The sequence below is a fragment of the Methanobacterium lacus genome, from assembly GCF_000191585.1.
Taxonomy (GTDB): Archaea; Methanobacteriota; Methanobacteria; order Methanobacteriales; family Methanobacteriaceae; genus Methanobacterium_B; species Methanobacterium_B lacus.
Map to the genome: position 1 here is coordinate 1,251,286 of NC_015216.1, position 24,406 is coordinate 1,275,691.

Here is a 24,406-nt window from a genome sequence, read left to right on the forward strand (position 1 = left end):
CATTTTTCATCATATTGAAGTTACTGTTCATTAATGGCCTTCAGAGCATGCTGTATTTTCATCTGCTAGCTTTAATTCGTTGTTTAAATATGCTTTCAAAGAGTTTTCAACTGTTCCAGATGCTTCTACATATATTTTTATCCCATGTTCTTTGAGCATTTCCACAGCCTTCAAACCTAAATTTGCGCATAGAACAACATCTGGATTTATTTCAATAATTATCTCTGCAGGTGTTTTTTTACCACCAGCATGTCTACTTTCGATTTTCTTAGTTTCAAGTGTTTTTATTTCATTATTTTCCATATCTAATATGGTGAAGTAAGGAGTCTTTCCGAAGTGTGTTGAAATTTTTGACAAGAGTCCTGTACTTTCCATACTTGGCACACATATTATCATTTTTATCCATCTCCAATTATTTTATTTAGTTTTAATCGCATCCACAAAGAAGAGTTCCACATTCGGGGCATTTCTGATTCCTACATGGTACTCCTGGGGTTTTTGTAGTTTCGTATCCACATTTTTGACATTTACATGCTCGTGGTGGTCCTCCTCCCATATTTCCATGCCCTCTTCCCATATTTCCAGGTTTGGGGATTATTGTCTGGTTTTCTTCAGTCAAATCAATGGTTGTAATATCTTCAGATTGACATTCAGGACAATTTTTATAGCTTTTCTTAGGATTTTGCCATTCAAATCCACATTCTTTACACTTATATTTTTTGTTTTCCATTTCAGAAAACCTCCTTTTGTTTTTATTTATAAATTCTCAGAATTTCAAATTTATATTTATCTGAGACATTTTCTGAGCTTTTTATGTAGATTAAATTCCTAATTACAGTTAAATTCTTACAATACTCTTTAATATTACTATTATCACCAGCTTTGCTGTAGATTTTTTTCAAGGTTTTTTTAAAATTATTTACCCTACAGTTATGAATATATATTCATAACTATTATTTAATGTTTGGGTAGAATTTTTAGAATATTAGATCTAAAATATTGATTAACAAATTATCATTGTACTGGTGGGTTTTTTTTGGATAACCATCCATAGAAATACAAAAAAACAGAATAAATTCTTACAAACAGAAATAATTTTAATAACAAAAAAGTTGAAAACTAAGAAGCTATGAGGAAATAATATTCCTATAGTTCTCTGAATCTGGAAACAATAACTTTAAACATATTCGTTAATATGATTAATTTTTAATCAAGGACAAATGATGCAAACGTTAGTCCTGATCCAAGACGTACTTGGGCAGCAACTGCTGCTGCTTCCTTGATTTCATCCATTGTTGCGCCGGCATCCAGTGCTTTTTCTTTATGAGCCTTTATACAGTGCTCACACTTCACTGCTACTTCACATGCAAGTGCAATCAAGGATTTATCCTTAGATGATAATGCTCCATCTTTCATTATTTCTGAAGCCAAATTTGTGAATGCAAGATTTAATTCTTCACTAACATCTTCTGTAAAACTAATCGATCTTGGTTTATCTTGTTTCAAATAATACACTCCATGAATTTGTTCTTTATTTAATTAGGATCCCTTTTAATTCAGTACTGGGATATAGATAATTTATCTATCATGACTTATTTCAGTTCTTTTGTTTTTTTTTTTATTTGTCAAACTTGGACTTGAATCGCTCAATTAATGGTGTAACTGAAACTGTATGGGTTTGTATGCCCACGACTGTATAGGGATCTGCTCCCATTGCAAGTGCAATGAACTGTGCAATGTTTAAATGGAAAATTTCAAATTCAGTCTCAAGTTTTTCTGCAATACATGGTTGATACCGGTCAAACTGCATCTGACAGTTAGGGCACATATGAATGAGTACATCCACGTTATTATCCTTTAAAGATTGAAGTTTTTCCCCTGTAACATCTAACGAAATTTCTTTGTTAATGAATCTTTGACGGAATCCTGAACCACATGTAACTTTTTTATGATCGTACCATCCTATTGTTTTAACACCAACTGCTGCTACTAGTTCATCTAGAAGATTAGGATCTCGAACACCTTCGATGGCATCTTTGTAGAATACTTTACAGTAATGGCATGCATGATGTGTAGCAACCCTTAGATCAGAGAGATCAACTTTAACAAATTTAGAAATTTCATTCCTTTTATTGAAGAAGATTTCTGCCACGTGAAAAATGTTTTCTGCTGGATCCACATCGCCTTGATAATACTCCATATTCTTAAGTCCTGATTTGACCATTATATCATTTATTTCATTTCTAGCTTCAGAATTTTCATTTAAAATTTCAGCAGATTTCTTTAATATAGCATAACACGTAGCACACATGGTTACAATATTATTATGGCCTGTTGAACTTCCTATTTTAAAATTTCTAGCTGCAATTGCAGTAGTAGACAGTTGATCAAAGAGATCAAAATAATAACCAAGTCCCGTGCAGCAGGATTGTCTATCATCAACTGTGTATTCAATCCCTATTCTATCCAGTATGTATTTAGTGGATGATTCCACTCCAGGATATTCCACATTGATTAAACAACTTTTAAAGAGTAAAATATTTTTTTCGGGTGTTAATTTCATTTTTTACATCCCTTTATCATTTCAATTCTTTCCATAAATCCTGAATTTTTAAGTATTAAATCTATTTCATTAACAGCATCATCAGGTAATATGTAATTTCCCAAACCCAGGGAGCTGCGAATATTTTGTATATCCATTTTTATGTTCATACATTCTGGACCTGAATCGCTAACCATATCTTCATAATACTTTTCTGGGATTGTTCCAATTCCCTTCTTCATGAAGCTGTCCCCATATGGAGTGAAGGATTCAATCCTTTGAACATCCCCTTTATCAATAGCCATTTGTCTTAATATTTGATTCACTTCGCATGCATTATTTCCAGATGGACAAACACTGTTACATGTGTAGCATGAAAAACAGTACCATATTGTATCATCATCCACAACAGTTTCATCATCTTGCAAAACACGCCCTAACATTTCCTTTGGATCGTAGTCTGTACGCTTGGCAGCTGGACAAACGGAGCTGCACATTCCACATTGAACACACTTGAAGATTCCAAGTTCTGGGGAGGCTTTTAAATGTTTTAATACATCATTAAGTAATTTTAATGGATCTTTTTTCAACTTGATAGTTCTCATGGTAATTTATACCTCATTCACTAATTTTAACAGAATATACTATTCAAATTTGAACCAAGCATCATATAATAGTTTTGAATATATATTCTTAACTATCCTTTTTTTTATTCCTTGAAAATACAAAACAAAAATTATGGAATGAATTGATACAATAAAAATTAAAAATTGCTATTTTTTTTTAAAATTGCCAAGTATATGATTTAAAAAGCTTTTCAGGGTTTTTAAATGGCAAATATTTTTGAATAATTTGAAATATTTTATTTCTTTCTTTTCAAAGGTTTGATGAATAATGAGACAATGAAACTTATCAGAAATATGAATGTTATAAATTCAAATACTAATCTCATTGCGTTTTTAACAGTTTGGTTAACGATAGTTGTTAAGGCGGAATTCTGATTTTTTTCCAGATAATTATGAGTGGTATCGTTTTTTTGTTGGTAGAATAAAAATTTCTCATTAATCTCTTTTTGGCTAAACTGGTTTGGATATGTTTGATCGAAGGCACTATATAATCCATTTAAGGTTGCAAGTATCATTACAACACCAATTATTGCCGTTCCCATTGATGCACCTAAACTAGAACTTGTGGACATAATGCCTGATGCATCTGACTGTTTATCTTTACTTACTGAAGACATTATAATATTAGCTGTTAATGGAAGTGCAAGGCCTAAACCCATACCTAAAAGCAGTGTTGCTGGAATTATATTTTTAATATGGGTGTTTAAGTCGAACTGATAGCTTAAAATCAATGTACTAATTAATGCTACTAAAAATCCCAGAGAAATAAGATTTTTAGGCTCAACACGCTTGGATAGTCTGGAAGATGCTATTGAAAATATTAAAACTCCTACAGTTAATGGTAAAATAGCAAATCCAGTTGCCAATGCACTATAGCCTGCTTCTTGTTGAAAAAATAGAGGTAAAACAAAAACAGTACCAGCTAAAGCCAGATTTAATATCATTCTACTGGCTGTTCCAAGTGTGAAGTTATGGTTGTTAAAGAGTTTAATGTCAATAATTGGTATTTTATCCCTTAAAACAATCTTTTTTTCTCTAATATAAAATATCGAAAGTAACAGTATTCCAGATCCAACTATAACGGAAGATATTTCGAAAGTTGTGGAGGTGTTAAAACTTAAAATTCCCAGAACAAATATGAATATCCCGGATGATAGTAGTACGACTCCTTTCATATCCAGATCTGAAAATTTGTGTGATGGTGTAAATGTTTTCAATCTTCTTGAAAAGGCTAATATTATCAGTATGATGAAAAATTCCAGACCAAAACCCCATCTCCAGCTGAAGAAGGTTGTTAAGAATCCACCAATTATTGGGCCAAAACCAGCTCCTGCTGAAGCAAACGAAGTTCTAATAGCCATTGCAGATGTGCTTCTGTCTTCCTCATAACTTCCTATAATAATTGAAGCTGTGGCAGGTGTCATCAAAGCCGCACCAATACCCTCTAAAATGGACCATCCCAGCAGTAACATAGGGGCATTAACACTGAATGTTGCTATAACAGTCCCTATTCCAAATATTATAGCTCCATAAATGAATGTTGTTTTTCTTCCCACCACATCTTGCATCTTACTTCCAAATAACATTAATGATGCCATTGTAAGTGCGTAAACAGTTATTATTATTTGTATAACTGGAATTGTAGTGTTTAAATCCACCACAAGGTTGGATATAGCCACATTCATGAAGGTGTTATCCAACGAAATTATGAAAGATGACAAAGACACAATGATTGCTGCAGTCCAACCAACTTGAGCTGTTTTTGATTTTAGTTCCAATAGAATTCTCCATTATAAATTTAGTATATATCCTATTATGGAGCTCACAATTAAAATAATTAATAATTTAAGGGTTTTTTTAAGATATACATCAGCACCTAAAAGTTGATTATGTCTAAAAAATTTATGTAGAAAAATTGAATTGAAATTTTTTTCAATGTAGAATTATTTATTTAATGTGAGATTTTTTTGATAATAAATTAAGTTCTATACAGTACCTACACTGAATCATTTGTATAACTTCTTTTTATCAATCGATATTGAATCAAAGATTTGATCAGCTTTTTTTGGTGTTACAGATTTCTTTTCACCGTTTTCCTCTATAATCACTCCACTTTTAACTAATTTATTGTAACGATCATTCCTTACTTCCTTCTTTGGATGGCAGATAATCTGGCACATACTGCAGGTGTACTCTATTTTGTATCCTGGATAGAATGGATGAAAAAAACCTCCTTCAATTCCATTTATCTTATTTCGCTCATTTTGGGCAGGAATAGCTTTTTTTTGGAAGATCTCTATTAACTCATCATCTGATTCAGGTATTTCGAATCGTGCAGGGGACCATGTTGACCAGTTTCCATTTTTGTAGCCTGTACTTCCTGTACATACATATGAACATCTCATGGGATGGGCTTTCTTTGCTGTTTTATATTTAATTCCATCAATTTTGTCTTCGTATTCTTCATTTATCATATAATCTCCAAGACAAACTTTAGAACATAGTTTACAGTTATTACAGTAATTATCATCTTCAGGTAAAGCTTCAGTAGCTTTTAATTTTGCATTTGTTACAACACTAGCAAGGGCAATGTTTGCACCATATTCCTTGGTTATGATCATTCCACTGTAACCAATATGACCTATCCCTCCCCTGAAAGCTAAGAGTTTATGAGATAAAGGCGGAACCCGATATTCTGTCGGCGAATCTTTCCTGTAAACAAAATTAGCATGCACAGGTACTGTTTCATATCCTACTTGGTTCAATAATCCAGATATTTCTAGTGCAATACCATTTGCAAGGGTGGTAGCCCTAACTTTTGCAGTTTCAAGTTTTTTATGATCCTGCTTTTTTAAGTACATATCAATGTCATTATCAAGGTCGCTATCTCCAAATGGGACAGCGAAGGTTACTGCTGACTCTGCACCATCTAAAATATAATCTAGATCTGTAGTTTGATGAGAATCACCCAAGGAGTTTTTTGTGGTAATTCCAACATGGCTTGCTCCAAGGGTTTTTGCCATGTCCATTACAATTTCATTCCAATTATCTTGTTTTTCTTGCATTTTCATCATCGATTAAAATTTTACAACTAATTTGAAGTAAGTCCTTACACTTTTTATCATATCAATTGTTTAGTTAGAAGTATATATTTTTTGGTCATAAAAATATAGTAAATAAATCTAAATAACCAATTAATAATAAGTAGAACAAATTGTAAATTTAAGTTGAAAAATATTGAGGTGTAAATAAATTGAAATTGTTTGAAAATATCTAAAAATTCATATTTTTAAGAGTTTATTTTAGTTTTACATTTGAACTTCGTTATAGAATTGTTTGACGAAGTAAAATTAATAATTTTTCTTATATTTTATATTACATCTGCTGTATTTTTCAAGATTTTTGTGTTGACATTCATTTTTTCAAACCATGAATCTTAACATTGTCAACATTTTTTATTTTTTTATTAAATTTCCAAGGTATTTTTGGAATTTGTGGTAAAATTTTTTATGAACTCCAAAATTTCACGAAATAAATCACCATTAAAGATTTTTATTAAATTAATATTATTTATTGCACTGATTGGTATGATAGTTTCTTTAATTATTAGTACATCTTGGTTTTCAGGGGATGAAATTTCATTGGATTTTTCAAGGATTTTCTGAAATCTTCAAACAGTCCATATTTATACTGACCAGTGTATATGTCACGATCAATTTATGGCAGTTTAACGAATTATGTTTTTTAGTGTAGATCATTGCCAGTACTAATATGAAATTATATTTCTGAAAAGTAATTAAATTATATTTTTAAAATTTTAATCTTAAGATTTTTTGTATAAAAAAAATAAATCTCAAAATAATTACAACATGTGTTCAGATGAAAAATTATTGCAAAAATAAAAAATGGTTTCAAAAAAAAATTTAGATTTGTGCTTGTTGCCCAGAGAATCTATTTTTATAAATTATGTAACCCACGGAGACGGATCAGATCCTCTTAAAAAAATAAAGTAATTTGCCCACCCACCCTTTACAAGCACAATTTATTCAACACCATTTAGTTTGCATTTTCAACGAAATTTCCATCACTCATATGGAGAATTTCATCTGCATAATCTGCTGACGCTTGATTATGGGTAACAACAACTATGCTTACTCCATCCTTTTGATTCAGATCCTTGAGTATCTGCATTATTGCGTTTGCATTTTTAGTATCGAGTTCACCTGTTGGTTCATCAGCCAGAATAATTGAAGGATCGTTTATAAGGGCTCTGGCTATTGCAACACGTTGTTGTTCACCTCCTGAAAGATGCGACGGATACTTGTCAGCCTTTGAACTTAAACCCATTTTATTTAATAGTTCTATAGCTTTGTTGGTATTTTCTTCGATCATTGGAAGCATGACGTTTTCAAGGACTGTGAGTTGGGACATCAGATTAAATCTCTGAAATATAAATCCTATCTCATTTCTTCGAAGTTTTGCCTGTTCTTTATTTGATAACTTCTTGGTTTCTTTTCCATTTATCTGGATTAAACCTGATGTGGGCATGTCAAGTATTCCTGCAACATGAAGAAATGTGGATTTACCTGATCCAGAAGGTCCCATGACTGCTTTAAATGAACCTCTCTTTAATGCCACATTTAATCCATCAAGGGCTTTTATTGTTTCGTCTCCCATTTTATATGTTTTAGAAACATTTTCGAATTCAAGTACATTATTATTCATTTCTTAGAGCCTCCACTACATTTAATTTTGAAGCACTTATTGCAGGGTACAATCCTGCCAAGAGACATAATAGGGTAGATCCTACAATCACCCCTCCAATTAACCAAAGTGGCATCATTTGAGGGATATAATCTGTGAAATGTAGCATGTTTGCAAATACTATTATGCCGATAATACCCAGTATCACCCCTAAAATTGATCCTAAGAAACCTAATAATCCAGATTCAAAGAGTATACTTCCCTTCAGTTCCCAATTAGTGAATCCAATTGCCTTTAAAACTCCTAATTCTCTTGTTCTCTCCATAACGCTCATCATCATGGTATTTATAACACTAATAACTCCTACAACCAGTGCAATACCTGCAATAATTCCTATAAATAGCATAGCTTGGTTGGTATTCTCTTGAAGTTGAGCAACTTTATCTGATTTAGTAACTGCTGAAACACCAGTAACCTGTTTTTCAACTTCATCGACCGTCGAGTTAGGGTTGTCATATGAACGGGCATATATGGCACTAACTTTATTGCCAGTTATATTTTCTGCAGTTTTTTGGTCTAAATAAACATAAGTAGCCTGTTCAGGTTTAGATATTCCAGTGATGGTTAATTGTTGATCGTTAACTGTAAGTCTGTCTCCTATATGAAGACCAAGTTTATCAGCAGTATCTTTATTGATCACTACTCCCGTTGTACCATTGATTCCTTTAACTTGTTTCCAATCATTGACTCCTTCAAAGTTTACTCTTGTATTGTTAATATCTTGCGAAAAGACAGTAACTTCTCTAAAATCATAGAGATTAGACATATTTTTTATTTTCGAAACAGTTTGAGGATCCATCAAAAGATTTCCACTACTTGATGATGAAGTTATAGCTACATCGTACATGTACTGATTCGTTTGTTCTTGTACTTCTGAAGTTGCTCCTGCTCCAATCCCTAGGAGCACCACAATTGTAGCAGCTCCAATAATTATTCCTAAAGCAGTCAATGCACTTCGGAGTTTTTTTCTGCGAATATTTTTAAACGCTAATTTATAAAGATTCATTTTATACCTCTTATTATTAACAAATTATTAAATAAAACACGTATTTTACTATTCAATGTCCAAAATATGATTCCGAATTTGGATTAAAAGATAATTAAATCTTTAAAACATCTTTAATAAAACACTGCCTTATATTATACTTATTTAAACACTTAAAAATACTTTTTCCAATATTTACTCCTTATTTGGTCTTTTTTTACACTAATTTTGCCCAATATTCCCTCCACATTGTACCCAGATCTCAAATAAATTTGATAGTACCTTAAAAGTAGATGGATATTAAATGAGTGGAGATTTAGTTTGTAATAACTATGATAATTCAGATTAATTTAAAAAAATGGATTTGTACAGGTTAAAACATTCATAGTAGTATTATAATGAACCATTCAAAAAAAAAACATTAAACTAGTTAAATATTGGAAGTTTAGAATTAAAAATGTCAATAAAAATTAATTATAGCTTAAATCTTGAAAAGACAATAGTTAAAAGGAGAATGGGGTGGATCCTCAATAAATTTGAAATTTTTTTCTAGGTAATTATGATGGGTGACCAACATGGGCACATGTATCGTCATTTGATTTTATGAATTCTTCCTTTATCTCCTCAAAACTGTCGTAATTTTGTTCCATTTTATCTGAAAGGAAGTATAAATTGCCGTATTTTCTTCCATTTGATGTTACCATGTGATTTGTTTCTAAGACGTGTATGTGGTGCTTCACAGTTTTATAATCCAGTTCAAGTTTTTCAGCTAGCTGATTAACATTGTATGGTCTATTTTTAAGTTCATCTATAATTCGAACACGGTTTGCTGTTCCCTTAGTACCTGCAAGTATTCCCCAAATAAATTTATCCATTATCGTCCCCCCTCAATTTATTTAAATACCAGTGTATTTTCTTTTATATCTTCTAAATTTGATTTTAAGAGTTTAATTACCATTTGGTATAATTTGTTGGCTACGTAGGACATAACTAGTACAAATATTGTTCCCACTACCGTCAGAGCGATTCCGAATAAAACCCATAATAAAGTTCCTACTCCTTTATATTCAGGTAAGTAAATGAAGTTGGGTAAGAACACATGTATTAGTGGTGATAGCGTAATTAAAATTCCAATTACTATCACAGCTGATCCAGCCAGGACTAAGCTTATGATAACAACTGCCAGGAGCAATGAAGGTACGGCTACAAATATGTTAAAAAGACCAAGTCCTGCAACTGCTGCTAACGCTTCTATTATACTGGTTGGAGAAGGTTTATCTTCAGCCTTTTTGACCATGTAATCCGCTTTAATTTGCTTGGCAACATTTTTTGGATCTCCCAATGCCTTTGAAATTTCTTCTTCTCTTCTACCCTTTTCCATACCTATTCTGAAGTGTTCTTCGTAATCTTGAAGTAAATCTCTTTTTTCATCTACTGACATCTTTTTTATCTGTTTAGAGAGTTTTTTAAGATATTCCTCCTTATTCATTTAATCACCAGTTGCTGTTTTATAATTAAGTAAATTTTTAACGGCTGCAGAAAATGTATCCCACTCTGCTACTAAATTTTCCTTTTTTTCCTTTCCTAGTTCTGTGATACGATAATATTTACGTGGAGGACCATCTTGAGACTCTTTTAAATATGAACTGACTAAATTTTCCTTTTTTAGTCGTCTTAAAAGAGGATATATGGTGCCTTCCGAAATAGAAATATTTTTAGATATTTCATCCACCATTTCGTAACCATAACAGTCCTTTCGGTCAAGTAGTACTAGAACACAAAGTTCAAGCACTCCTTTTTTAAATTGAGCATTCATAGTATCACTACACTTAACAAGGTATTGTATATAGCAAGGTACTATTTATAGTTTAGTGCTTAGTTTATGTTTCAGCCATTTGAAAAATAAGAGAAATAGTTTGAATTGTTAGGATCCATGATATAATCAACTTTCCAGGTTACCGGTCGTGATTAATTAGGGCAATTTCGAGATTTAGATTTAAACTTATTTGATTGTTACAACTGTAATTATGTGAAATATAAGGGTATTTGAATCAGGGAGGTTTTATCAAACTTAATAGGGGTAGATCTTCCGGATTAATAAAAAAAGGCTAAATAAGTTATTAATTTGTTTTTAATTAAATATTTTCTATAATTATTTCTAAAATTTTAATAAATCCAGTATTTTCTTCTCAACATGTCGATTTTGACCGATATATGGGAAATTATGGGGATATATAACTGGATTAAAGTTTAATTCGATGATGCTGTGATTATTTTTATCAGGTTTTGCCTTCACATCTGGAATGATGATGTCAACTCCACAGATTTTTGCTTCGACAGCTTCTGCTGATTTTATTGCAATTTGTTTATAATCTTCATGAACTTCATCTGTAAAGTCGATACTGTCCCCGCCAGTACTTAAATTAGAATTTTCCCTGAGATAAACAACTTCACCTTTTTTTGGAACATAATTAACATCTATATTTTGTGCATTTAGGTTGTGTCTTTCAATGGGACCTATTTCTATCTTTTCAAGTGGTGTTATGTATCCTTTACCCCTTCTTGGGTCCTGATTTTTTTCATCTACCAATTCTTGAATGTTGTTTATTCCATCACCCTTAACATTTGCAGGTACCCTGTACATCACTGCTAGAACTTCGTCTGTCACAACAAGAAATCTATATTCTTCCCCAGCAACATAATCTTCTATCAAAACATCTTCACTGTAATTAAATGCATCTTCAATTGCATTAGCGTAAACTTCCTTGGATTTCAGGTCTTTAATAATTAGAACACCCTCACCAAAATTAGCAGATTTAGGTTTTATCACAATATCCTTATTTTCAAAGTCAGAGTATATTTCCATTGAACACTCTAAATTTTTCACAGTAACACTGTCTGGAACATTGATATCATGCTCTCGTAGAATTAACTTAGTCAATTCCTTATTTTCCATGATAAGAGGCACCACGTAATTATCTAAAGAAGTTTTCGTGCCTTGTTTAATGTATTCAACTCTATCCCCTTTTATTAACCGAATAAAATTTTCATCCCAATCTAATACCTCCACTTCAACTCCTCTTTTTTGTGCTTCGTTGATAATTATTTGGGTTGATAGTTCAAGTTGTTCATATTCCCTTTGCATAATTTTTCCCCCTAAGATCAGGTTTTTCTGAGTTGGATGTGACTTCAGATTTCTGCGAATTTTTAGCACATTTCATTCCAAATTCTAAATAGTTTTCGTTATTTGATTCCATTTCTCTGTTAATTCTTTCAGAGGGCAGTAATGAAATATCGTTAAGCTTAAGCTTCTCCTTTTCAACACTTTCCACGTAATTGTTATCTCCTGTGGAGGTGTAAATGAAATTTGCAATGGTTATGAGTTTTTCAAACAGTTCTTCGGCCCAGGATTTTAAACTAACTGTGTTGTTATCGTAGTTTTGTAACTTTAAATTTTCTTTCCTACCAAATAATGATACTAAATGATGATTTGCATTAATGTTTGAATGTTCAAGTTCTGTAATCAATGGGCTGGGCTCAAATAAACAGAAAAGCATGAAAACATGGATAAATTTCATCTGTTCAAGGCTTAAACCCAGTTTTTCGAAGGGATTCAAGTCTAAAATTCTTAACTCCACATACTCCACACCCCTATTTTCTAAAGCTTCTAACGGTGTTTCTCCTGATTTAAGAGGTTGTTTTAATCTGATTGAGGAATAAAATTCGTTTTCATTTTGCAGAATATTTTCATTTAGTTGTATTTGAATTCCATCTTTGTATAAACCTAATTTTGAATATTCGTTGTCTTCAGTTGATATCATTTTACGTATCTTTTCAGAATATTCTTCTAAACTATTGTAATAGATGTTCATACTTTTAAGACTGTTTGAGTATCCAAATCTGCTTACACGTAGTGATGTGGCGTACTGATTCATTTGAGCTACACAAACATGGGAAAATTTGTTTGGATTGTTATCTTCTGTTAATGTGTTTGCATCTGCATTTTTAATGATCTTAGCACATCGGGGACAGCAGTCATGAATAACATCAATTTCCTTGTTTATTACAGAAAAATATGATGTGTGACAAGATGGGGATGCTCCAAACAGATAAATTAATATCCAACTGTAACGCAAAAAATTTCTAGCCACTTGAAAATGTATTTTATTTGTAAACGTACGTTTATCTGTATTTTCACCATATTTTTCGTAGAGGTAGTTGATCATTCCCTCTCCAAAGGAGAAGTTGTAATGTATACCAGATATCATCTGCATTTTTTTACCATATCTAATTGCCAATCCTTTTCTATATATTTCTTTGTACTTTCCAAGTTCTGTATCAGCAAAGGTTGCAATTGGAATATTTTCTTCGTCTGGAAGTTTTGGTGGCATACTAAGTGGCCATAATAGTTCATCACCTATTGAGTTTTCAACTTCGATGTTTATCTTGTTCAACTCTTCGTATACTTCTTCAGCAGAATCGCAAGGTGGTGTTATAATTTCGATCTGACTTTCTGAAAAGTCGGTAGTAATCCTTTCATTTTCTAGTTTATCCCCAAATTCTATGGGATGTGGTGTTAATGCAAGTTCACCATTAGATAACACCCTTTGACTTTCTTTTTCCAGTCCAAAATTTACTTCTACCAACAATTTTCCTTTATCCTCTTTTAATAAAGACTCTGATATTTCTGAAAAATTCCAGTTCATATAATCCCCCAATGTACCTATAACAATTGTTAATTTGTGTATATGTGAATTCTTGACAATTAATTTTAATAAATTAAAACAACATTAACCTTAAAAAAATTTGATTTTACTTAAACATAAAAATTTTATTCGTGAATCTTATATTATTTTTATAATATATATGCTTTAAATTAAATTTAATAAATTTAACTAAATTTCAGTGTTATGAACCTTAAATGATTAAATATTAGTTCTAATTCTATTTTAAAGTAAATAATTCTTACTAAAATGGGCAAACTTATTGATGATTTTTAGCTGGTGTAAAATTCATTCATGTTAGTTATTAAAAACTAATAAAATAATCGTTTATATTACTTTAATTAATTTAATTCATAGAAATATCGCCTTTTTTAATATAATATTTCTAATTATATTCTTGTTTTATCAAAAAAGTTATATTACTGGAGGGTTACATATTATATTTAATAATTGAAGGTGATTTATTTGGAAACATTTCTTGATCAAGCAAATAAAGGTAAAACAAGTATAATAAGGTACGTTGTTGGAATATTCATAATTTATTTTTTTATTTACATTGTTGGTGCAGTTGTACAGTTCTTAGTTGCAATGGCCATGGGATCCACAGTTGAACTTGGAAGGTTTAATATAAGTTCCATTAGCCCACTGGCTTACTTTGTTGTTACGATGTGTCCAGCAATTTGTGGAATTATTGGAGTCTTTATAAGTGTACGTTTCATTCATCAAAGACCATTTTCTACACTAGTTACTCCATTTAAAAAGATCAATGCAAAACCTATTCTCTACGGGTTTGGATTTTTTTTCCTGCTTTTGGTACTATCAGATATTATTTTGGGTGGATTGAACACATCTAATATACATTTTAACGCAAACAACATTTCTCAGTGGTTGTATTTCCTTCCATTCATCTTAATTCTCATACCACTACAAACTACCAGTGAAGAACTAACTTACCGAGGTTATTGGATGCAGGGAACAGGGCTTTTAACCAGAAATTTTTTTATATTGGCCCTAATAAACGGTATTTTATTCCTATTACCGCACATAGTAAACCCTGAAATAACCGCAGGTGGAATTCTAGCTATGGTTTACTACGTAGTAGTTGGATTCTCCCTTGCATACATAACTCTAAAAAGTGGAACATTAGAATTGGCCATTGGTATGCATGCTGCAAATAATATCTACGAATCTGCTATAATTCATCCTCAAGCTTCGATTCTTCAAACACCCTCATTATTTACCCAAGCAATTGATCCTATCTATGAACTCTTAACAATAATTGTTATAATGGTGGTATTTTACTTAGTAACATTCAAAATAAAACCCCAATGGAAAAGATGTTGAAATCTTTACAAATCTTTTTATGATGTTGTTGCAAACATATTTCATTTTTTTTTAAAGAACCTTTATTTGTTTATTATTCTAAAGAAATTTATTTCTATTATACCTCAAACCCAATACTAAATTTTTGTTTAAGTATTGTGGTCAGTATTTTTGATATTTGAATAAAAAAATAGAATGAATTGAAGATTATTTAGTCAAAATCGACAGGTATCAAACCGGGATTTTTACCGGTTATACAATCACCACCTTTCTTGGTCACAATAAATGTATTTTCTATTCCCACCATTCCCACACCTTTAATTCCTTTTTTTGGTTCTACTGCAAATACCATTCCTTCTTCAATGGGTTCGTTAAATCCCTTTGCTATTACAGGTGTTTCATCTATGAGCAATCCAATACCATGACCTAAAAATTTGACTGTACGATTTTCATAACCCATAAAATTCTCTAAAAACTCAGGATCTAAATCATCAATTACTGTTCTATAAATTTCAGAGGGAACTGCCCCTGGTTTCAACATTGAAGCTATGTTATTTTGTATTTCAACGCAAATTTCATGTGCCTCAATTGCTTCCTTTTTCAAAGGAGCCTGATACATGTAGGTCATTGTTTTATCTGTGTTGTAACCCTCAACTCCACAGCCAACATCTACGAATACCAAGTCACCCCCTTGAAGCTTTCTGTCCCTACTTCCAATTAACGGAACAGCAGGACTTATCCCGGAATTTCCTCCAGGACCGTTGAAGTAACTGGGATGGATCGAACTTTCACCAAAACCTAGCTGTCCTAGAACCATTTCTGTATCAAACATTCCGAATCTTGAAACACCGTGATGACCCTCATCCATCATTAGTTTAAAAAGATCGGATGCAAATTCTGTTTCACTCATACCATCTACAAGAATTTCTGGTACAAGGTCTTCAAGAACGTGTCTATGTATCTCTCCGGCCCTTCTCATCAAAGACAGTTCATAATGGGATTTTATAGATCTTAATCTGGCCACAACATGATCCAATGACTCGAAATTTTTAAATGGGAAATGCCTTTGAAATCTGGAGTACATTGCAAGTGGTACAACTTCAGTTTCAATGTAAACAGTTTCAGGCAGATCTGCATACATGGCTGCAGCATCACGATAACTGTTCATGGGCTTTAAATCTTCGAACAACGATTCAATTTTTGCCCTTTCAAAACTTTTTCTAATCCAGAATGTAGATCCATTTTTTTCAATTATCAGCATACCATCTTGCATGGTTCCTGTAAAGTAGTAAAGATTTATCTTACTAAATAGAACAGCAAATTCCCAGCCTGGGCACTGTTCATCCATGAAAGATCTGAAATTTTTCATCCTACTTTCAAGTTCTTTTAATGGTGTTTTCGTAATCATAAAACTATCTCCCTTTGTACTTACCATTTCTCAAATCATGAGAATATCAGTTAAATTTATTTTTCACCAAACTAAATCCAAGAAAAAATAATTTAAACACTAATTTATGTTCTTAATAAAATTTCAATAGATAACAGTCGTTGTTTTTCACTCATATCTACGTAGATCCTATAAATTATTTTTAATTGCCTTTATTGCTGTTTTTGAATTGTCTGGTTCTTCTTGATTTAATAAATTTATTTCACCGATCTTGACCATGCTTGGAATTATTGGAAGGTCCTTTCCATTAATTATTAGATCATCCAAGAATCTTATGTTGTCTGGACCACCTTTACCTTCATTTCTCTCAAGCAGGGATCCATCATCGTAAGCTGCCCATATTTTAAGTAAGGTGCTGTCATTGTTTTTTTCAACATCATGAAGAATTACGTTTCTTCTGTTGACTCCCCAAAGATCTGTCCCTTCAATCTCTGCAGCTGCTGTAAGTGGATTACTGTGGAACTCAGAATAAAGACCTTCCCTGTAATATTGTGGATCGTTGGGTACGCTAATAAATTCTCCGTTATTCATTTTAAAAAATTTATTCAAGGGAGTCCCATCAAAATATATTTCAAAAGCAACATAATTATCCGGACTTTTTATTAGAAAGTGACCTAGGCCCATATTGGATAGTATTGGTTTCGTATTTTCTAACAATTCCTGTGTGATGGAGCCGTTATTCATTATTTGACTTGCAAGGGTCATTAATTTTTGATTGGAACTCGTTCCAAAACCACCACTAGCTATTATCCAACCATCACTGGTTATCACTGTATGGAAGAAAAGGCCGCCACAAACTTTGAATTGTATTTCTGCATTTTTTCCATAAAAATTGTCCTGGGCTATAAATAATTCAGCAGGGAATATTGCATCTCTTCTAAATGCAACCACATCATGATTATCTGTTACTTGTAAAATAACTGAACAACAATCATTTTCTAAATCATTACTAATGGCTATTACCCCTTCTAAATTTGTTTAAATTAATTGTTGATTTTGAATTTTTATTAAATAATATTTTTTTGGAAAATTAAAATTAAGTCATGAAAAAGGTTTCATGTTATAAAATAGATTAAAATTATAAAGAATGGATGGATTTAAAGGTATTTACCATCCTCTTTTTTGTAGTTTCTCTTCTTCTGGTATTGTGCTGATTTCAAGCCCTGGCATTGCTTTACCTAAATCTGTTGATACTTCAGCAATTAGTTCAGCATCTTTAAAGTTGTTAGTTGCTTCAACAATAGCTTTTGCAACTAAAGAAGGCTGTTCTGATTTGAATATACCTGATCCAACAAATACTCCATCTGAACCTAACTGCATCATGAGAGCTGCATCTGCTGGTGTTGCAACTCCTCCTGCTGCAAAGTTCACAACAGGTAATCTACCTTCTTTTGCTGTGAGTTTAACTAGTTCTAATGGGGATTCAATTTCACGTGCTACTGACCAGAGTTCTTCTTCAGTTTTGTTTTGAAGTTCTCTTATTGTGCTTGATATTTGTCTGCTGTGCCTTACAGCTTCAACAATGTTACCTGTACCAGCTTCACCCTTAGTACGGATCATTGCAGCTCCTTCATCAATTCTTCTCAAAGCTTCACCAAGGTTTCTTGCACCGCATACAAATGGTATAGTGAAATTTTTCTTGTCTATGTGATATTTTTCATCTGCAGGTGTTAAGACTTCACTTTCATCAATCATATCAACACCAAGTGATTGTAAGACTTGTGCCTCTACGAAGTGACCTATACGAACTTTAGCCATAACAGGAATACTAACTGCATCTATTATTTCGCGAACCTTAGATGGGTCAGCCATCCTTGCTACACCGCCTTCTGCACGAATATCAGCAGGTACCTTTTCAAGGGCCATGACTGAAACAGCACCAGCTTCCTCTGCAATAGCTGCCTGTTCAGCATTTACAACATCCATTATAACTCCGCCCTTTGTCATTTTAGCGAAACCTTTCTTTAAAACATCTGTTCCATGTAACATCAAATCTTCCTCCGTTTATATTATTGTTCTCTTTGACAACTTTAATTAGCATTAATTTTAACTTAATTCAAACTATCTATGTTATCCCATATATATAAGCCTAATTTCCAATCATTAATCCTTTTAAAGGTTGGTTATTATTATTATCATAAATCTAATACTGTTAACAGCATCTGAAGTCTTTAAAAAAAAGAATTAAATCAAGTAATCAACTTATATAATAAAATAAGGATTTAAATAGCTAATTTAAAAACTTTCAGACTGTCTCCAGCCTTTATTTTCCCGCCTTCTAGAACTCTACAAAAAATTCCTTCGGTGGGCATTATACACTGGCCGGTCTGTTTTCCTATTTCGCACTGTGTATGGCACTCTTTTCCAATTTGTGTAACTTCAACAATGGAATTATTTCCTAGGGCTATTCTGGTTCCAATTGGAAGTTTTGCGAGTTCAACACCTTCTGTTGTAACATTTTCTGCAAAATCGCCGGGATTTACTTCAAGCCCTAGATCCCTCATTTTTTGTATGCTCTCTAAAGCTAAGAGACTCAATTGTCTATGGGACTGGTTTTCTGCATGTCCATCCCCGAGAAGTCCGTAATTTTCCATGAGAATACCTTGGAAAATATCCTTTTTCTTGGTTCCTTTAACTGAACTTGTGCAAATAGCGATGATCTTTCCTTTGATATCACTGGAGCTAGCTTTACTCATTTCTAAATCAACTACTTAATTAGGGTTCTATTTTATGTATCTATTTTGAGCTGGTTGCTTTGTTAGAGGCTGTGCCTTCTACTTTTACATCAACTTTAAGATCATTGATGATGAGTTCTGCAACTTTTTCTCCTGAAAGGAGCATTCCACCAAAGGTTGGTCCCATTCTGGTATTTCCACAAGTTGTTGCAACTGCCATTCCAGTAACATAAACTCCAGGATAAACCTGTTTAGTGTTTTCAACAATTTCATCTTCAGATTTTTCAACCCACATTCCTTCAAATCCTGGTATCTCTATTAAACCCCTTTGTTCGAGGGATTTTATAACCACTGCATCGTGTCCGGTTGCATCTACAACTATTTTAGATTCTAGAGCAACAGGATCTACGCATGTTATGGCCCTTGGAAGAGCAGATACTGGTGTCCAGTTAATAACTACTCCTCCAACTTTGTCCTTTCTTACTACAACATCATCAAATTTGGTCATATTGATAACTTTGGCTCCAGCATCCATGGTAGCTCCAATAAGCTTTGAACATGCGTGAGGACCATCTGCAACAAAAAGACCTTCTTGAACTTCTTTATATGGAACTCCTATTTCATCTAGAATTTTCTGTCCGGGAGCCCTTACTGTGAGCTTGTTCATTAAGTATCCACCTATCCAAAATCCTCCTCCCAAGTAGTTGTTACTTTCGATTAAAAGAACTTTAACACCACTTTCTGCCAGTCGTTTTGCTGCAATTAAACCGCTTGGTCCTGCTCCAATTATTACAACATCACTTTCTACATATTCTAGAAATTCTTCTGCAAATTCAGATACAATAGCCTTTGTAACGTCTTTTTCTGATGCTTTAGCAAATATTGCCATATTTAATCCTCCATATCTACTTCATAACATAATTTTTATAAAGTTAAATCAACTTTGTGAAGTGTTGATAAAACTTTTTCAACTTCAGAATCCATTTCTATTTCTTCTTGGACTTCGAGCACTTTTTCTAATACTGCATTAGTTTCTGGATGTTTTGGCGCTGCTTCACAACCACTGTCTGGAAGTATTGAGTATTGGAATGTGCCTATTTTTTCTGCAATTTCAGATATCTCAAGTTTATCTAAACCTATTAATGGACTTAAAACAGGCATAGAAGTGGAATATCTCGTTGCAAGAATGTTGGGTAATGTTTGTGAAGCTACCTGACCAACGCTGCTGCCATCAATAATTGCAAGAGCCTTTTCTTGTTTAGCAATTTTTTCAGCTATCTGGTACATTCCACTTTTACATAGCACACAAGTCATTCTTGGTGGAGCTTCTTCGGTGCATTTTTTAAGGAATTCCCCATAATCCACCTGTAACAATCTAAAATCTGAACCAGAGGCGTATTCTTTGAGTTTATGGTAGATTTTTACTATTTTCTCGTTTGAACCACTGGTGAATGGATGGTTGTTGAAGTTCACAATGGTGATGTCAACTCCACGCTTCATCATGAGATAAGTGGCGACTGGAGAATCTATTCCTCCTGAAACCAACGAAATCATTCTTCCCTGAGTTCCAATTGGTAATCCGCCTGCTCCTTTTATTTTTTTATGGAAGATATAGGTGTCATCATCTCTGACTTCTATGTAAAGTGTGAAGTCAGGATTTGAAAGATCTACAGGTGCGTGGGTTGTTTCTATTACAGCTGCTCCACAGAATCCTGCCATTTCTCTACTTGAAAACTTGTGTTCTCCCACCCTTCTGCATTTTACTGCGAAGGTTTTTTCAGGGTCAAATTCACCCTTTTCAACCAGTTCTTTGATGTAAGATTGGACAGCTAATTTAATTGTATCATGATCTGTTTTGGTTTTCAATGTTGGACTGTATGAAACGATTCCGAATATTTTTTTCAGAGATTTAAGTGCTTCTTCAAAATTTTCGGGAAACAGAAAAATCCTGCCCTGGTTGATATTAATTTTACAATCTATGAGGACTTTAATATTTGATATTAATTTCTTTTCAAATCTTTTCCTTACAACAGGACTTTTTACTCCAATTTCGCCGTATCTGACAATAATAGGCCTTTCTTTATCCATTATTTAACTCCGTTATTTATTTGATTTTAAAAAATTATTCAGGTGTTATTATTAATTATCCGCCGTGAATCACTTTAATAATCATTATTTCGTCATTGTTTTGGATTGTTTCATCTTCTTGAAGGACTAAACTGCCCTTTTTAACTATTACTTCCAGGGGTTCTATTTCCAGATCTTCAAGAAGTTCCTTAACAGATACGTTTTCTATATTCAGATTTTCAGTTTGACCCTCTGAAAATATAATTTTCAAGTCACTCACAACCAGCCAATTTAAAATTCAGCAACTAATTAACAATTGTTATATTAATTTATTTCCATATAAAGTTTTTGATTATAAAAATAATAGAAGGATGCCAATTAACATCCTAATTTATCTATGAACCATCCAGTCCCTTGGATAAATCTTCAATTAGATCATCATTATCTTCGAGACCTATGGAAAGTCTTATAATATCGTCGCTAATACCTGCTTGTTTCCTTGCATCAGGTGACATGGATGCATGGCTCATGGTAGCTGCATGTTCAACCAAAGAATCTGCACCACCTAAACTTTCTGCAAGGTGGAAAATTTCAAGGCTTTCTATAAATTTAGGCACGTCAGTTTTTAGTTTGAATGAAACCACACCACCATAACCGTCCATTTGATTTTTTGCAATGGAATGACCTGGATGGGATTCAAGACCTGGATAAAACACTTCAGATACCTTTGGATGGTCTAGTAGGTACTCAGCAACTGCAATGGCATTAGATGCATGTTTTTCCATTCTGAGTGGAAGGGTCTTAAGTCCTCTTAATATTAACCAAGAATCGAATGGAGCTGCATTGGTTCCCATTCCATTGAGTAAGAAATGAACATCCTTTGCAAGTTCTTCTGTTGTAGTCACTATGGCACCTCCGATAACATCGCTGTGACCATTGATGTACTTGGTGGTTGAATGAAGAACCAAGTCGATTCCATATTCAATTGGCCTTAGGAAGTATGGGCTTGGAAATGTGTTATCTGCCACAGTAAGTATCTGTTTTTCCTTTGCTATTTTAGAAACCATACTTAGATCTGTAATATTCAACAATGGATTTGAAGGTGTTTCAATCCAGATCATTTTTGTATTTGGCTTTATGGCTGCCTCAAGTTTTTCTTCTGAATCCATTCTTATAAATGTAAAATCGATTCCATACTTGGTCATAATTTCACTGAACAGTCTGTGTGTTCCTCCGTAGATATCTTCACCTACTACAGCATGGTCTCCTGATTTAAGGAGATGAATTGCAGTGGTAACTGCAGCCATACCACTTGAGAAACAGAATCCTGCATTTCCACCTTCTAAATTTGCTATTGCTTCTTCTAAAGCTGATCTAGTTGGATTTCCGGTACGCGAATAATCGTAATCTCCGGGTTTGTTAAATTCGTCGAATGTGAAGGTAGAAGTTTGACATATAGTCGGTGAAATGGCCCCTGTGATGGGGTCTGGTTTTCTTCCAGCATGTATTGATCTGGTACTGAATTTCATTTGATAATTCCCCCTGAATATATAGTTATACAATTTTTAAGTAAATACAATCTTTAAACAATCTTAAATTTTTTAGTCAATATTGTAATTTGATTGTTCACATTATTGTTTGGTCCGTTAAAAAATGAGGATAGAAATGTAACATATAACGATTGTTATATGAACTCATATAAATATGTTTTGCTTCAACTAATGGATGACAAAAATAGATTGAGATGTTAATTCAGCTAAAAATAAAAATATATATTAGTTATTTACGGGCTTTAGCAACCTTTCTTGCAATAACTAATTCTCCTATTGCTATTAAACCTACGAAGAATTTTTCTAATCCTCCTGTGGCCCATATGGCTTCACCAAAGGTTGAATTCTTGATACGTTGTTCATATTCCTTGGCTGTAACTCTTTTTCCTGTTTCCCTCTTGGTAACTATTGCAGAAGCTTCCATAAGTTCGTCCCAGGAAACACCCTTGAGTTCGGTTGACATGGCCTTAAATATGTTTGTAACCTTTATTTCGTATAATTTGGAAAGTGTTTTTACGATATCGAATGTTCTGACTACACCCACAACCTTACCATCATCATCGAGCACTGGTATGCTCACAAGTTTGTGCTGTGCAGCTGCCAATACAGCTAACCTGGCAGGTTCATCCTGATGAAGATCTACAATCTCTTCGGTGGAGTGCATGATATCCTTCACATACTTATGATTTTCTCGTAATCCTCTTGTCACATCTAGGGATGTTATCCAACCAATTAAAGTATTTTTACTGTCTAAAACTGGTGTTGTGAATTTTTTATGGGATTCCATCTTTATTGATGCATCCACAATAGTCATGTTAAGGTCCACACCTATAAAATTCTTGTCCATAATTTCTTTAACTTTCATTTAGTAACCTCTTCCACATTTAATGCCGCAACAGGACATTTTTTAGAACAAACTTCGCAAGTAATACATTTATTTTTAGAGTAAACAATTTTCCCATTTTCTAGTTTAATTGCTTCCACTGGACAGTTTTCTTCACACATACCGCACGCTACACATATATCTTCATCAATGGCGAGTTTTTTAGTTTTGAAGACACTTCCCAATCTTCTCTCCAGCGACACAGCATTTTCACCACATACATTTGCACATGCACCACACCCGATACACGAATCTTTATCAACAACTGCAGGTCCTTCATCAAACAATTTTATTGCTCCTGTTGGACAGAATTTAACACAGTTGCCGCATGAAGTACATTTAACTGGATCTACATCAATTTTTTCCATTCTAAGGGTTCTGTGTGGGACTTTTTTAGTTTTTAACTTGTAGGTTACATCCTCTTCAAGATCTGATTTGCTTTCAATGACCTTAATAGCGTTAACAGGACAAGTTTGTGAACAAATTTCACATTTAACACAATTATCAAGGATTTTAGCAGGTTTTGTTAGTTTAGCTTCGTCAATTGCATTTACTGGACATTCTTGAGCGCAGAGGTTGCATCTCACACATTCTGGTGAAATTGTTATAAACTTCTGCTCGAGCGAACAGTTCTCAATTTCTGCCTTGAAATCTTCCACTCCATGCTCAAGATCGTTAGACTTGGCAACAACATCTCCAACCAAAGCATCTTTCCTTTTTTTAAATGTTATATCCATAATCACACCCTTATTTTAATTAAAGATTATAATAATATATAAATCAGTATTATATTAGATTCACCCATCATAATTAAATTATT

25 protein-coding genes are annotated in these 24,406 nt (G+C 33.1%); 1 reads left to right on the top strand and 24 read right to left on the bottom strand.

The window, feature by feature from the left end; all coding sequences use genetic code 11:
- Nucleotides 1–30: 30 nt before the first annotated feature.
- From METBO_RS06240 to METBO_RS06305, 14 genes are all read right to left on the bottom strand, one after another.
- Nucleotides 31–396, bottom strand: a complete 366-nt coding sequence (locus METBO_RS06240) for a NifB/NifX family molybdenum-iron cluster-binding protein (RefSeq protein WP_013644839.1) — start codon at nucleotides 394–396, stop codon at nucleotides 31–33.
- A 31-nt stretch (nucleotides 397–427) separates the two neighbouring features.
- A complete protein-coding gene (locus METBO_RS06245) occupies nucleotides 428–730 on the bottom strand; it encodes a DNA-binding protein (protein WP_013644840.1) in 303 nt (100 codons plus the stop codon).
- Nucleotides 731–1,206: 476 nt separating this feature from the next.
- Nucleotides 1,207–1,506, bottom strand: a complete 300-nt coding sequence (locus METBO_RS06250) for a carboxymuconolactone decarboxylase family protein (protein WP_013644841.1) — start codon at nucleotides 1,504–1,506, stop codon at nucleotides 1,207–1,209.
- Between the two features lie 112 nt (nucleotides 1,507–1,618).
- Complete coding sequence (hdrB, locus tag METBO_RS06255; protein ID WP_013644842.1) at nucleotides 1,619–2,563, bottom strand: ferredoxin:CoB-CoM heterodisulfide reductase subunit HdrB; 945 nt, start codon at nucleotides 2,561–2,563, stop codon at nucleotides 1,619–1,621.
- Nucleotides 2,560–3,147: a ferredoxin:CoB-CoM heterodisulfide reductase subunit HdrC gene (hdrC, locus tag METBO_RS06260; RefSeq protein WP_013644843.1), complete on the bottom strand. Its 588-nt coding sequence runs from the start codon at nucleotides 3,145–3,147 to the stop codon at nucleotides 2,560–2,562. The genes hdrB and hdrC overlap by 4 nt, the downstream gene beginning before the upstream one ends.
- A 257-nt stretch (nucleotides 3,148–3,404) precedes the next feature.
- The gene (locus tag METBO_RS06265) at nucleotides 3,405–4,946 is read right to left on the bottom strand and encodes an MFS transporter (protein WP_013644844.1); all 1,542 of its coding nucleotides are present in this window, start codon (nucleotides 4,944–4,946) and stop codon (nucleotides 3,405–3,407) included.
- Nucleotides 4,947–5,174: 228 nt separating this feature from the next.
- Nucleotides 5,175–6,233: an epoxyqueuosine reductase gene (locus METBO_RS06270; protein WP_013644845.1), complete on the bottom strand. Its 1,059-nt coding sequence runs from the start codon at nucleotides 6,231–6,233 to the stop codon at nucleotides 5,175–5,177.
- Between the two features lie 991 nt (nucleotides 6,234–7,224).
- Nucleotides 7,225–7,893: an ABC transporter ATP-binding protein gene (locus METBO_RS06275; protein ID WP_013644846.1), complete on the bottom strand. Its 669-nt coding sequence runs from the start codon at nucleotides 7,891–7,893 to the stop codon at nucleotides 7,225–7,227.
- A complete protein-coding gene (locus tag METBO_RS06280) occupies nucleotides 7,886–8,938 on the bottom strand; it encodes an ABC transporter permease (RefSeq protein WP_013644847.1) in 1,053 nt (350 codons plus the stop codon). Before METBO_RS06280 ends, METBO_RS06275 begins: the two co-directional genes overlap by 8 nt.
- Nucleotides 8,939–9,474: 536 nt before the next feature.
- Complete coding sequence (locus tag METBO_RS06285) at nucleotides 9,475–9,792, bottom strand: ArsR/SmtB family transcription factor (protein ID WP_013644848.1); 318 nt, start codon at nucleotides 9,790–9,792, stop codon at nucleotides 9,475–9,477.
- A gap of 17 nt (nucleotides 9,793–9,809) precedes the next feature.
- Nucleotides 9,810–10,406, bottom strand: a complete 597-nt coding sequence (locus METBO_RS06290; protein ID WP_013644849.1) for a DUF1700 domain-containing protein — start codon at nucleotides 10,404–10,406, stop codon at nucleotides 9,810–9,812.
- The gene (locus METBO_RS06295; protein ID WP_013644850.1) at nucleotides 10,407–10,733 is read right to left on the bottom strand and encodes a PadR family transcriptional regulator; all 327 of its coding nucleotides are present in this window, start codon (nucleotides 10,731–10,733) and stop codon (nucleotides 10,407–10,409) included.
- 342 nt (nucleotides 10,734–11,075) lie between these two features.
- A complete protein-coding gene (gshAB, locus tag METBO_RS06300) occupies nucleotides 11,076–12,062 on the bottom strand; it encodes a bifunctional glutamate--cysteine ligase GshA/glutathione synthetase GshB (RefSeq protein ID WP_013644851.1) in 987 nt (328 codons plus the stop codon).
- Nucleotides 12,046–13,623 (bottom strand): glutamate--cysteine ligase, encoded by a 1,578-nt coding sequence (locus tag METBO_RS06305; protein ID WP_013644852.1) that lies wholly within the window; start codon nucleotides 13,621–13,623, stop codon nucleotides 12,046–12,048. The genes gshAB and METBO_RS06305 overlap by 17 nt, the downstream gene beginning before the upstream one ends.
- Before the next feature lie 483 nt (nucleotides 13,624–14,106).
- On the opposite strand from METBO_RS06305, the gene METBO_RS06310 reads away from it, so the two are divergent.
- Nucleotides 14,107–14,985 carry a CPBP family intramembrane glutamic endopeptidase gene (locus tag METBO_RS06310; RefSeq protein WP_013644853.1) on the top strand — a complete coding sequence of 293 codons (879 nt, stop codon included), beginning with the start codon at nucleotides 14,107–14,109 and terminating at the stop codon, nucleotides 14,983–14,985.
- A 190-nt stretch (nucleotides 14,986–15,175) separates the two neighbouring features.
- Here METBO_RS06310 and METBO_RS06315 read toward each other — a convergent pair whose 3' ends face one another.
- From METBO_RS06315 to METBO_RS06360, 10 genes are all read right to left on the bottom strand, one after another.
- Nucleotides 15,176–16,372 carry a M24 family metallopeptidase gene (locus METBO_RS06315; protein ID WP_013644854.1) on the bottom strand — a complete coding sequence of 399 codons (1,197 nt, stop codon included), beginning with the start codon at nucleotides 16,370–16,372 and terminating at the stop codon, nucleotides 15,176–15,178.
- A 168-nt stretch (nucleotides 16,373–16,540) separates the two neighbouring features.
- A complete protein-coding gene (locus METBO_RS06320) occupies nucleotides 16,541–17,302 on the bottom strand; it encodes a hypothetical protein (protein WP_013644855.1) in 762 nt (253 codons plus the stop codon).
- 216 nt (nucleotides 17,303–17,518) lie between these two features.
- Nucleotides 17,519–18,400, bottom strand: coding sequence for a pyridoxal 5'-phosphate synthase lyase subunit PdxS (gene pdxS / locus METBO_RS06325; RefSeq protein ID WP_013644856.1), 882 nt, complete (start codon nucleotides 18,398–18,400; stop codon nucleotides 17,519–17,521).
- Between the two features lie 233 nt (nucleotides 18,401–18,633).
- Nucleotides 18,634–19,107 (bottom strand): MOSC domain-containing protein, encoded by a 474-nt coding sequence (locus METBO_RS06330; protein ID WP_013644857.1) that lies wholly within the window; start codon nucleotides 19,105–19,107, stop codon nucleotides 18,634–18,636.
- 40 nt (nucleotides 19,108–19,147) lie between these two features.
- On the bottom strand, nucleotides 19,148–19,975 hold the full coding sequence (locus METBO_RS06335; RefSeq protein ID WP_013644858.1) for a sulfide-dependent adenosine diphosphate thiazole synthase: 828 nt from the start codon (nucleotides 19,973–19,975) through the stop codon (nucleotides 19,148–19,150).
- A 35-nt stretch (nucleotides 19,976–20,010) separates the two neighbouring features.
- Entirely contained in the window at nucleotides 20,011–21,174 is a 1,164-nt protein-coding gene (thiI, locus tag METBO_RS06340) for a tRNA uracil 4-sulfurtransferase ThiI (protein ID WP_013644859.1), read from the bottom strand.
- A 55-nt stretch (nucleotides 21,175–21,229) separates the two neighbouring features.
- Entirely contained in the window at nucleotides 21,230–21,424 is a 195-nt protein-coding gene (locus METBO_RS06345) for a ubiquitin family protein (RefSeq protein WP_013644860.1), read from the bottom strand.
- Between the two features lie 124 nt (nucleotides 21,425–21,548).
- A complete protein-coding gene (locus METBO_RS06350) occupies nucleotides 21,549–22,682 on the bottom strand; it encodes a trans-sulfuration enzyme family protein (RefSeq protein ID WP_013644861.1) in 1,134 nt (377 codons plus the stop codon).
- Nucleotides 22,683–22,932: 250 nt separating this feature from the next.
- Nucleotides 22,933–23,568, bottom strand: coding sequence for a CBS domain-containing protein (locus METBO_RS06355; protein ID WP_013644862.1), 636 nt, complete (start codon nucleotides 23,566–23,568; stop codon nucleotides 22,933–22,935).
- Nucleotides 23,565–24,323, bottom strand: coding sequence for a 4Fe-4S binding protein (locus METBO_RS06360; RefSeq protein ID WP_013644863.1), 759 nt, complete (start codon nucleotides 24,321–24,323; stop codon nucleotides 23,565–23,567). Before METBO_RS06360 ends, METBO_RS06355 begins: the two co-directional genes overlap by 4 nt.
- Between the last annotated feature and the right edge of the window lie 83 nt (nucleotides 24,324–24,406).

Bases quoted from the DNA above. Each gene is read 5' to 3' on its own strand.
- METBO_RS06240 (WP_013644839.1), bottom strand. From the start codon at position 396: ATGATAATATGTGTGCCAAGTATGGAAAGTACAGGACTCTTGTCAAAA.
- METBO_RS06245 (WP_013644840.1), bottom strand. From the start codon at position 730: ATGGAAAACAAAAAATATAAGTGTAAAGAATGTGGATTTGAATGGCAA.
- hdrB (WP_013644842.1), bottom strand. From the start codon at position 2,563: ATGAAATTAACACCCGAAAAAAATATTTTACTCTTTAAAAGTTGTTTA.
- hdrC (WP_013644843.1), bottom strand. From the start codon at position 3,147: ATGAGAACTATCAAGTTGAAAAAAGATCCATTAAAATTACTTAATGAT.
- METBO_RS06270 (WP_013644845.1), bottom strand. From the start codon at position 6,233: ATGCAAGAAAAACAAGATAATTGGAATGAAATTGTAATGGACATGGCA.
- METBO_RS06275 (WP_013644846.1), bottom strand. From the start codon at position 7,893: ATGAATAATAATGTACTTGAATTCGAAAATGTTTCTAAAACATATAAA.
- METBO_RS06280 (WP_013644847.1), bottom strand. From the start codon at position 8,938: ATGAATCTTTATAAATTAGCGTTTAAAAATATTCGCAGAAAAAAACTC.
- METBO_RS06285 (WP_013644848.1), bottom strand. From the start codon at position 9,792: ATGGATAAATTTATTTGGGGAATACTTGCAGGTACTAAGGGAACAGCA.
- METBO_RS06290 (WP_013644849.1), bottom strand. From the start codon at position 10,406: ATGAATAAGGAGGAATATCTTAAAAAACTCTCTAAACAGATAAAAAAG.
- METBO_RS06295 (WP_013644850.1), bottom strand. From the start codon at position 10,733: ATGAATGCTCAATTTAAAAAAGGAGTGCTTGAACTTTGTGTTCTAGTA.
- gshAB (WP_013644851.1), bottom strand. From the start codon at position 12,062: ATGCAAAGGGAATATGAACAACTTGAACTATCAACCCAAATAATTATC.
- METBO_RS06305 (WP_013644852.1), bottom strand. From the start codon at position 13,623: ATGAACTGGAATTTTTCAGAAATATCAGAGTCTTTATTAAAAGAGGAT.
- METBO_RS06315 (WP_013644854.1), bottom strand. From the start codon at position 16,372: ATGATTACGAAAACACCATTAAAAGAACTTGAAAGTAGGATGAAAAAT.
- pdxS (WP_013644856.1), bottom strand. From the start codon at position 18,400: ATGTTACATGGAACAGATGTTTTAAAGAAAGGTTTCGCTAAAATGACA.
- METBO_RS06330 (WP_013644857.1), bottom strand. From the start codon at position 19,107: ATGAGTAAAGCTAGCTCCAGTGATATCAAAGGAAAGATCATCGCTATT.
- METBO_RS06335 (WP_013644858.1), bottom strand. From the start codon at position 19,975: ATGGCAATATTTGCTAAAGCATCAGAAAAAGACGTTACAAAGGCTATT.
- thiI (WP_013644859.1), bottom strand. From the start codon at position 21,174: ATGGATAAAGAAAGGCCTATTATTGTCAGATACGGCGAAATTGGAGTA.
- METBO_RS06350 (WP_013644861.1), bottom strand. From the start codon at position 22,682: ATGAAATTCAGTACCAGATCAATACATGCTGGAAGAAAACCAGACCCC.
- METBO_RS06355 (WP_013644862.1), bottom strand. From the start codon at position 23,568: ATGAAAGTTAAAGAAATTATGGACAAGAATTTTATAGGTGTGGACCTT.
- METBO_RS06360 (WP_013644863.1), bottom strand. From the start codon at position 24,323: ATGGATATAACATTTAAAAAAAGGAAAGATGCTTTGGTTGGAGATGTT.